Consider the following 9,998-nt stretch of genomic DNA (forward strand, 5'->3'; position numbering starts at 1 on the left):
CAGTGGCTGCCCTAGAATTATCGTATGCTGTCTTGCCCGCTTGCTAGCAAAACAGCATACGATATGAGCGGATCAAATGTCTGCTTGGATTTGGGTGAGAAAGTCGCCTACAGCTTCATCGAGTAACGCCTGCACAGTCGTACGGCGATCAAGGGCAAGGCGATGCAGGAGGTTGCGGCGCTCGCGGGAGAGCCGATAGCAAATCTGCGCCCTCCCCTCGCTCGGCTCCAGGAGGTCTTCGGCGACGGCAGTGGCGCGGGCGTTGGTTTGATCAACCATGGCATCCCTCCCAGCGGCAAAGAGACAACCAGAGGCGCTCATAGTCCTCACGTGCAAAGGCGGTCTCGGGCAGATCTGCGAGGGACATTCCCCCGGCGATGAGCTCAGGGTGGATCTGGCGCTGAGTTACTTGATGCGACCAAACTAGAGCGCCAGATTGGGTCAAACGGGCACGAGCGGCTTTAACAGCTGGAGCCATTATGCCCTGGCGCTCTGGAGGTGCCGCAGTTAGTGCGACGAGCGGTTCGGCACCGGCGCGCTGTACAATGCCCACCCATTCAAGCGCCAAAGTGAGATCAAAGGCATACGGGCGTGCGACGATCAACGAAAGATCCGCGCTCTGCACAATCTGGGATGAACCGCTATAGCGCGCAGGAGGATTGTCGATGATCACCAAGTCATAACGCGCCTTCGCGCGCTCAAGCAGGGCCGGTACAGCGACCACCTCGGTACTATGAACTGCGAATGACGGCGTTTTGCTCGACTGGTACCAAGCGCTCGAAGAACGTTGTGGATCCGCATCAAGGACGACAGCGCGGCGCCCTTCGGCGGCCGCCAGGCTGGCGAGAGCGAGAGCGGTCGTGCTCTTTCCAGAGCCACCTTTCCCCCACAGCGCAAGGGAGATTGAGTTTGTAAGTTTGGTCATGCGTTTTCCTTTCTTCGACAGTGTCGGATAAGGTCTGGCAAGAAACAAAACGTCTGCGGTCCCCAGTCTGTCTTGCTATCAAGCGAGCATGCCCGCTTGATACCGTCGCCCTCTAATCGGATCGTTACTCCTCCGGCGATAGCGGCTCAGCCAGACGATAGAGCCTGCTCACGGTCCGAGCCCAACGGCGCTCCGTGTCCATCGCCAGGACCACACTTGTCGTGCACCATCCTGTCCCCAGCCGAGGGTGCCCTTCCACCCAACCGAATAACCGCGCAAATCCGGCATCGTTGGCGGTCCAGGCCCATTTGGATATCTGCGGAGCCTGTTCGATCTCGGCCTTCGTTGGGAGTTTGCCAGTGCGAATGGCCAAGGCGGCTTGCAGGCCATCGCGCACGGTCTTTCGTGATAGACGCACCATGGCAGCCCTCACACTGACAGCGGCACACGGAGCACGTCGTGGGATGCCTGCACGGTAGTTCGCGGAACGGAACGGGGCAAGCTGGCATCAAAAAAGGCCTTGACCTGCTCGCCCGATAGAACCTTCGCCGCTGCGAGGTGCTCTGCGAGCTTGATCGCAAGATCGCTCTCTGCCTTGAGCATGGCCACGGCGCGTTCAAGTAAGGCCGCCAAATCCGCAGACACGGCCTTGATTGTGACGGACGAGGGCATTCTGGAGGTAGCGGGACCGTATAAGAGCCCCTGCCCCAGGCCCTGCCGCTCATACGCATCGATAAGCATTCGCGTTGCGTTCTCGAGGTCGCTCTCGGATCCGCTATTGGCCCCTCCTCCCAGCATAATATCGGCGGCACGACCGGCCAGCATGACCGTGACCATGTCATGGATATGGGACAGCGTCGGAACGACCGTCGGCAGCGCGCTAGTGACCTGACCACCGATTGATGCGTCGGGGATGATGGACACCATCTCGACCTTATGGCCAAGCCGATGAGCAACCAAGGCGTGCCCTACTTCATGGAGCGCGATCGCGCGGATATCGTCAGGCCGGCGGCCGTCTTTCGGCGTGACCTGTGCGACGACGTCCTCAAGCACGAGGGGCCGTTGTGCGATGCGCGCCGTGGCGCGTGCCTGGCGCACCCAGCCCTCCACGCGAGCAGGCGTCGTGCCGGTGGTCAAGTGGGCCAAGACCATCAAATCGGCCTCTGCCAGATCACCTTCGAGGTAGAACTTGAAGAGATCGGCAATCTCTTCCCTGCTGTGAGGCGCGCGCACGGCAATCCGTTGCTGGAGTCGTCGAATGAGCGCCGCGTCCAGACGGTCGGCGTAGTTCGTGGCCCCCAGGATCAGGACGCGCGCCCCGGAAGCGCGGAGACGATCAATCTCGGTCAGCATCAGGGTCACGACAGGCGTCCACCAGTCACGACTGCGGGCGTCCAAAGCCGATCGGTCCGGCAGAGCATCAAGCTCATCTAGAAAGGCGATCGCAGGCTCGGCGGCAATCGCCGCATCAATGAAGCTTTTCAAGTTACGAGCGACACCGCCAAGGTAACCATCGCCCGTGGTGAACCAGGAGCCGACCGAACTATCGACAAAACTCCACCCAGCGGTGCGGGCAAGGCTGCGCGCCAGAAGCGTCTTGCCAACGCCTGGAGGACCTTCTAGCACGCCATAAGTCAAAGCGTTGGCCGGAAGCGTTCCATCAGCGACAGCAGCAAGGTCATCAAGTGACGTATCGGCCCAGCGGCGCACCTCACTCACAAGTGGAATCTGGGTGAGCAGCGGCACGTCGGGTTCAGCGGTCTGCCGCACTGGCACAATCGCGCGTTTCAAATTGGCGACGCATTCGCGCGCTGGAATACCGGGACGGATCGCGCTGATGACGGAGGACAAAGGCAGCGCGGCCATGTCAGGCGTTACACCTCGGGCAATACCGCCAGTCACCTCCCGGATGACCTTGCGCAGCACAGGAGCAGTGATTGCTCCGATCGAGATGGTCACATCTGCCGCAGCGAGAACCACAGGGTCCAGAGTTCCGGCCGGATCATGGGAGATGAACACGACACAACGGCCACGCTGAAGCATTCGCAATGCATCCGCCCCAACTAGATCATCCTTTTTCCTTTGGCCGCTGCGTTCGTGAACCGCACTGACCGAGATCTTGTCTGAGAGCTCTGCGACACGCCTCACCAACAGCTGCGACCACTCTAGATCAGGTACAGCGAGGACAATTGCGCTCGATCCGCGCGCGATCAGAGTTCGCGCTTTTGCAGTGAGCGCCTTGCTCAGCGCTGCGTCGATCAGACAGTCAGCGGAGCTGATCTGCGCCTTGGTGAGCGTGTCGAGGTCCCTGGGGTTAAAGTCGTCGTCGTCGATATCGTGCTTGGCCATGACAGGCAGACTCCATGCGCCAGAGGACGCGCAAGCGCGCGCACTCCGTCGAGTAAGAAAGAATGAGGTGTTTTGGGATTGCCGCCTTAGGCGGCGATCAACGCGGCAGTGTTCAAATCGAGCCCGCCATCGGGATCGATGGGCTGCCAGCTATCGCGGGTGCGCCCCTTGGATCCGACGCAGAACTGCGCGACACCACTGCCACTGCGGAAAACCAGGTCACGAGTGGTCACGAAGCTGCGGCCGTCGGCCGAGAGTTCGAGCAGCCCGGCATGCAGCCAGGCAGAACGCTGAAAGCGCGTACTGCTATTGGCACTCGCCGCGGTCTCAATGCGCACGTCCGAGCCTTGGAGCAAGACCCAGCGATTGTCATGTTGGCGGGCGGCCAGAGCAACAAGGCCATCGTCAAAGCAAAGCTCGAGACGCTCGCCCGTGGGGATTTCGTTGAATGGGCGCATCGGTCCCACGCGCCCAGCCTCATTGCGGGGACCGGCAAGCACGGCCCGTGCTGTGCCCCCGGCGAACAGGAGGCCATTGTGGCGCAGCGTCAGGCACGCTTGAGCGAGGAAGGCATCGATTTCACTATAGCGCTGCGCGTCGAGAGCAGCGCCCATAGGCAACTCATTCATGACCGGATAGGCACGAGTTGCCTGCACACGCGTGAAGAACATCCGTTCTGCTGCAAGCACATCAACATCAGACAGACTGTTATTGGCGTCGTTGATCACGACAATGGTTTTGATATCGGCGATTGGCTGCTGACCACCGGCGACACGGGCGCCGACCGTCGAGCTTGCGCCGATATAGACCTGGCGTTCGCCGATCAGCGCGTAAATACCCGGACGCGCGAGAGCGCCAATCTTACCAAGGCTCCGGCGCGCCTCAGGTGCCGCCACATACACGGCTGGAACGAAGGGCGTAGCGGCCAGTCGGTTGATACCCGAAGGCAGGGGGGCCGCAGAGGCCTTCACGCTATCGACACGTTCAGTGACACCGCTATCGCTACCGCGAGCACCGAGCTCGCTGCCCAAAGGCGTCGGATTAAAATCAGAAGGCGCGCGACGCACCAAGGCATGCTCGTCGATCACTCCGACATAGTCGATGAGGAGAATGCCCAAATCCACCATGACGAGCACAGCGCCGGCGGCATCGGGGTGATCGACCAGACCGTCGGCGATGTCGCCGAGACACGCACTACCGGTCTCATCGACGATGCGCAGGATCGTCAGCTGCGTCGACCCGGACAGCAGTGCGTGCTGAACCAGACCGGCGGACAGGACCGGCGGGGAATAGTTCATCATAGAGGAATAGGACTTGCTCGAAGCGTCCGCGCCGGTAGAAAAGGCTTTAGCCATGTGACACCTGTGAGTGCAGGAGTTGGATGGTCAGGTCGGCAGGTGGTTTGCACACCCCTGTCGGCCGCTCCTTGCACAGAGCGTTTCAGACCATATCGGGCCGTTTGGCGCCGACATGTGCAAGATGAGGATCCTCGTTCAGGATACAAGGCACTCCACGATCGCATGGTTAACACGGGCCGAATCCACCACTTCGGCAAAAGTGCAGATCGTGGCTGGCGGCGGCCTCGGCCACTTTGTCGACATGCCGACTAAATACTGCGGTACGCCCCGCCACGATTGCCCATTTGACCACCGCTTAGCTTCGGCTCATTTCAGATCTCGAACCGCGAACGGATCGCTACGATGCATCCGCACCGTGGAGGATACCGTGTAGACAAGCCCGCCAGATCGACACCACGTTAAGGGCGCCGGCATCGGGAGCAAAAAACACCTATCGTGCCCAAGGCACCGGTGTACTCGCGATGGCTTTCGAGCGGCCATCAAGGGGCGGCAAACGAAAAATGCGCGCGATGCCATCTTAGCTTCTCTCGGTGTTTGTCGGTAAGAGGAAGCGGCATGTCCCAGAACAGCAGCCTTCGAGCAGTTTCGCTAAGGATGTGCGAGAACAACGGCTCACCTGCGTCGTTGAAGCTTACGAGCCCTCCATCGAAAGCTGCATCCCAGAGAGACGACAACAGGAAACCATTGTGAACATCCAGCCTCTCGGCATCGCTTTCACAGTCTTTCCAGGGCTTGATATGAGAGGCGCGGAGAAGAGATTTGTCAGAGATACCTGTCAAAGGGCACCGCTCCCGCCAGTATACCATCAACCTGTCGCGAAAGATGTTTTGTCCGACCCTTTGAGCGAGTAGACGCTCTGCTTCTGTCGCTGTCGGAAGGCCGCTGGTCTGGTGAACAAACTCCTGAAGTGGCGCATCAGGAAGACTTAGAGAAAGTTCGTAGACGCGCGGCATCAATGCATATAGCGCGGCCAAATCTTCGAATGAAAAGCATGCGAGACCTGGGCTTGGTCGATCTCTTGGTTTCAGGCCGATTTCAGCAATTACACCTGGGTGGTCAAGCGCGAGCAGCCATGCTCCGTCGCTTTCAAATGCGATCCAGATCGAACCCTGTGCGGTTGTCGAACGATAAAGCCTCCAACCCTCGATTTCGTCCTGCAGCCGGCGGAAGCCGTTCTGAAAAGCCACCTTGTCGCATTCCTGACGGGTGACGAAGGACTGCGGCGTTACTATCATCAAAAGTCCATTGCGAAGAGCCGGGCCTGAGGAGGAGTCGATGAGAGCTGCTGTCGCAACGCGGGGTGATCAGCGCTTATGTCCGAGGGTGCTGTCGTGGTTGTCACGATATATTGGAATGGTGGTGGATCAGCCAGCTTCTCCAGACCCAGCACGACATCAAACAAGTTGGAGTAGATGCCCGCATCAAGGTCTGCTTCGCGTGGGCTGTCATGGATGAGAAGTGACGGCATGTCAGCTTTGCCATTCACAGCAAGAATCATTGCGGCGAGATCGAAGGCAACGATTTTGAATGACTCCACCGCAGCGGTTGATAGACCCACGCCGCGTTCGAGGGAAATTTCTGGATGAAGGCGATGGCCATCAAGCTTTATTTTGCCAAAGCAACCCTTCGGCATGAGGGCCGCGACTAATTGCCCAAAGAGTGTTTCCAGATCGCCTATCGCTGACGCAGCGCGATCTCGTTCGAGACCTGCCGTTTGGCGTACCCCTTCAAGCTTGTTGTCGATGACGTTCAGGCGTTCTGCTATTGCGGCGCGACCTTCCAATTGGCGATCGAACCACGTGGCCTCGCGCACCAATTCTCGCGCCAGGGTGACCGTCGCATTCCTTGCGGAATCCTGGTCGTCGAGCTCAGAAAACAAATCGTCAATTCTGGCAATCTCTGCGTCCAAGTTTGTGATCTTGTGATCGAGATCGCCGATCTCACCTGGCAAGGCGCGTTGCTGGCGCTGCAGTCCGTCAACCAGCTGTTTGGCCCCATCAATACGCGACTTCACCTCGTCGAGATTGCAGCGCTCCAAAGAAACGCCACATCCTTTCGCTGTCACTTCGTCGATGCTGACACGACATATGGTGCACCGTACGATAACGCCGGTCTCCAGCCTTGCTTGCTCGGTCCCCTGTTCGGCCCGAATGGCAGCAATTTGGCCGGGAAGACTTTGTAAGATAGCCTTCTTTTCAGCGCGGTCGTCGCTGCTTTTATTGCGCTCTTCCTGTAGGATCTGCCGTCTCCCGCGCAACCCGACATTTGGCGACTGACCTTTGGTGTGCTCGGCACCCAAGGCCTTCGCCAGCTTTTCATTGGCTTTGTCGATGAGCTCCTTGCGGACTATTTGCTCAGCCGGGTCACGGTCCTTTGGAAAGGAAAGTCCCTCACAAAGCTCAGAAAACCTCTGGCTTTGAAACCAGTCGAGGTGACCGAGTTTTTCTCGCAGATCATCACGCTGCCGGACAAGTGTTCGAGATTGAACGGTGGCTCCAATTTCCTCAACCGAAAGCGCACGTAGGGCGAGACGCACGACTGTCAGCTTTGTTTCAAGAGACAGCTCTTGAGCGGGGGAGCCAGACCCAGACCGCTTCGAACGCCAATCAAACACATCGTCCAGCCGACACTCCTGGTCTCGTGTGAGCCAAGCAAGAAGTACCTCCCAGACCTGATCTGGCTTCAAGTTTCCGTGGACCTGATCTCGATACCGTGCACAAAACCGATCTGAAATCATCGGTGCGATTGTCGAGGGCTCCGTGGCGACGAGAAGTTGGTCGAAAGTCTCCTCGATTCGCTCAGCTCGAGAGGCACGTGAGGGCAGATTCATTCCGATAGGGCGAGTTATAACCCAGCATTCGCCATCGAGAATGACCTCGGCTCCAACGAAACCGTTTGGCAGCTTATGCTGCATGAGCGGGCGTTGTTCCTCGCTCGAAAACTGGCGCTCACCCAGGCAGTATCTTATCAGACGGCAGAATGTTGTTTTTCCGCTGCCATGAGGAGTGGCCCCTGCTCCGTTCGCCGAGAGATCTGGCGACCAGATAACATTGACACCGCGCCTGAGTTGAATGTCGCGCAAAAGGTTTTCGGGATTTTGCCAGAGTGCCAAGCGCCGGATCCATAAACGTGGTCCTGGCAGGCCTTCCGGCAGCGTGAATTTTATTTCTGCGGGCTGAAATAATTCAGGCTGCAAGGCGTCCCTCGCGGATGAAGGGTAGTATTACGGCTGAAACCTGGGCCAGTCCTTGATCCAAGTCCACATGTTCAAGCCTCGACCAGGCAAAAATCGCTCGGCCGACGTGAGGATCATTTGCGTCCAGCGTAGAACGGTCAAGCTTTGATCCCGCGCTCCATTGTGATCCGTCGGACGAGACATCCAGAACGGCAGAAGAGACGAGTTCACTGAAGGCCACGCCCCACGCTGTATTCGTTGGCGGAACAAGCTGGGATACGCCTTTCGAGTGCACCGTCAGACGCTGCCATTCTTGACGATCACCTCCCGATAGGAAGCCATCGAGCAGACCTGGCTGAAGGCAGGCAAGCGCGGCCAGACGGATGCGACGACTATCTGACGGCCCAGGCAGTGTGCCTACAATCGCCCGAAGCTGAGCCCGTACCCTGTCACGCTCGTTGAGACCATGCGGCCACGCCCAAACGCCATCCTGATACTCGTCGGGTCCATGCAGCTGGACCTGTCGGACCGCGGCTGATGCTGTGTCAGCCATTCCGAGGGAAGCAAACACCCCATTCTCCTCCATCCGATCCCAGGCTTCGAGGACGAGGCGGCGGGTGCGGTATTCGCCGTGTTGGCGGATCTCCTTTTCCTTAAGGACGCGGAAAGTTTCCGAGGGGTAGTCGGGTCCTTTCACGTCGGCGGGGTCGAGGATGTAGCGCAGCTCGTCACGCGTCAGGCCGTAGGCACGGGCGTAGAACGCGTCAAGATCGGCGCGCAGGAGCGCGCGACGGTCTTCGTCCCAGGTGAAGGGCGGGCCGTCATGGCCCAAATCGCGGGCGAAGGGGGCGAGGCTGTGCGAGGTGTAGGTAAGTTCCAGCACCTTCGGGGCGATGAAGGCGAGGCGGGGTTCGGTGTAGAAGGTCGGGGGAAGGATCGGCAATTGTGCCAACATGAAAACGGCCAAAGTAGTGGCGCTAACCTTCTGACGGACGAGGTAATCCACTACCAAGGAATTCAACGACGCAGTGAAGCTTACGTGGACATTTGGTGTCGCAGGCAAGAAAAATAGTCGTATCTTGTGGTTCACCGCGACGTCAGGGACGATCGAGGCAATCAGCGTCCGCTCGTCGGTCGCCCTCGCAATATCACGCCACCCAGTCAACCAGCGGTGTTGCCACCTCATCGTCAAAGTTCGCTCATCCCGCAGAGCAGCGCTGATCCAATACCGCGGAGAAGGCTCGAACTCCGGTGAACGTTGTTCGGCTTCGCCGAACTCAAGGCTCTCGCCGTTCGCATTATAGCCAGACCACCGATGATCGAATTGGTGCGCCATCTTGGCCTCGAAAAGCGGAACAAGCCGTTCAGGCGGTAACTGGGGTGGAGATAACCAATCAGTGCCGCGTTTCACGAAACCTAATTGCGAAAGTTGTTCTGCGGTTCGGAAAAGGTGGCTGCTATCTGCCATGTCGAACATCTTCGTCATGTAGTTGAAGCCCCACTGGTTGCCTGCGTCGCCCTTCTCCTCGTTGATGAGCACGGGGACGGTACCGTACATTTTGGCGGTCAATTCTGCATCGGCGCGGGAGCGGAATACAGGCGCAGTCTTGGTGTTCGGATTAATCGCGGCGATGTCGGCGGGCGTGAGCGTGAAATTGCGCTCGGGCTCGGCCAACTGCGCAGGCTCGGTCAGGAAGAATGCGAAATGCGCGGCAGGTTCGTCTTGGCCGAGGGTAAGCAAGACGAATTTCATGCGGCTGTCGACAGCAGGGAACAGGCCAGCGCGATTTTCGAAATCCACGAGCCGCGCCAGCCGTCGTGCCTCAACCAAATGTGCAAAGAAGGGCGCCGTTGTCGCGTCGGTGGCAATACCGGTCGGCACAATTACCCCGGCACGCTGCCAGGCAAGGTTGGCGAAAAGTTCAGCGAACAGCGCATAGGTGTTCACGTCGCCCCGCCCGGTGAGGGCAAAACGCCCGCCATCCTGGCCCGGCACGCGTACGAATTCGCTGGTCGCCTCGGCCTCGCGCTTCGCCTCGGTGAACGCGTCAAACAGTGCGCGTTCTCCGGTTCCGGGCGGAGCTTTTTCCAACTTCTTGATCAAGCGATCCCGCGCAGCCTTATTCGGCGCATTGGCGATCTCGGGCAAGCGTGAGGCAAAGAACTCCTGCTCCTGCAGCTTGATCCGCTC

7 protein-coding genes and 1 pseudogene are annotated in these 9,998 nt (G+C 58.9%); all 8 read right to left on the reverse strand.

The features are described from left to right. Nucleotides 1-72: 72 nt before the first annotated feature. Entirely contained in the window at nucleotides 73-279 is a 207-nt protein-coding gene (locus ABW043_RS01995; protein ID WP_353919571.1) for a hypothetical protein, read from the reverse strand. Further along, on the reverse strand, nucleotides 272-925 hold the full coding sequence (locus ABW043_RS02000) for an AAA family ATPase (RefSeq protein WP_353919572.1): 654 nt from the start codon (nucleotides 923-925) through the stop codon (nucleotides 272-274). Before ABW043_RS02000 ends, ABW043_RS01995 begins: the two co-directional genes overlap by 8 nt. Nucleotides 926-1,049: 124 nt before the next feature. After that, a complete protein-coding gene (locus ABW043_RS02005) occupies nucleotides 1,050-1,346 on the reverse strand; it encodes a DUF6634 family protein (protein WP_353919573.1) in 297 nt (98 codons plus the stop codon). 8 nt (nucleotides 1,347-1,354) lie between these two features. Further along, the gene (locus tag ABW043_RS02010) at nucleotides 1,355-3,274 is read right to left on the reverse strand and encodes an AAA family ATPase (protein WP_353919574.1); all 1,920 of its coding nucleotides are present in this window, start codon (nucleotides 3,272-3,274) and stop codon (nucleotides 1,355-1,357) included. A gap of 86 nt (nucleotides 3,275-3,360) precedes the next feature. Continuing rightward, nucleotides 3,361-4,629, reverse strand: coding sequence for a DUF4357 domain-containing protein (locus ABW043_RS02015; RefSeq protein ID WP_353919575.1), 1,269 nt, complete (start codon nucleotides 4,627-4,629; stop codon nucleotides 3,361-3,363). A gap of 482 nt (nucleotides 4,630-5,111) precedes the next feature. Beyond that, nucleotides 5,112-5,867 (reverse strand): HNH endonuclease, encoded by a 756-nt coding sequence (locus tag ABW043_RS02020; RefSeq protein ID WP_353919576.1) that lies wholly within the window; start codon nucleotides 5,865-5,867, stop codon nucleotides 5,112-5,114. After that, nucleotides 5,867-7,828: a DUF2326 domain-containing protein gene (locus ABW043_RS02025; RefSeq protein WP_353919577.1), complete on the reverse strand. Its 1,962-nt coding sequence runs from the start codon at nucleotides 7,826-7,828 to the stop codon at nucleotides 5,867-5,869. The genes ABW043_RS02020 and ABW043_RS02025 overlap by 1 nt, the downstream gene beginning before the upstream one ends. Then, a pseudogene (locus tag ABW043_RS02030) lies at nucleotides 7,818-9,998 on the reverse strand (Eco57I restriction-modification methylase domain-containing protein); the annotation flags it as partial. The pseudogene ABW043_RS02030 and the gene ABW043_RS02025, both read right to left, overlap by 11 nt.

Origin of the sequence: Devosia sp., from assembly GCF_040509215.1 — a bacterium.
Classification (GTDB): domain Bacteria; phylum Pseudomonadota; class Alphaproteobacteria; order Rhizobiales; family Devosiaceae; genus Devosia.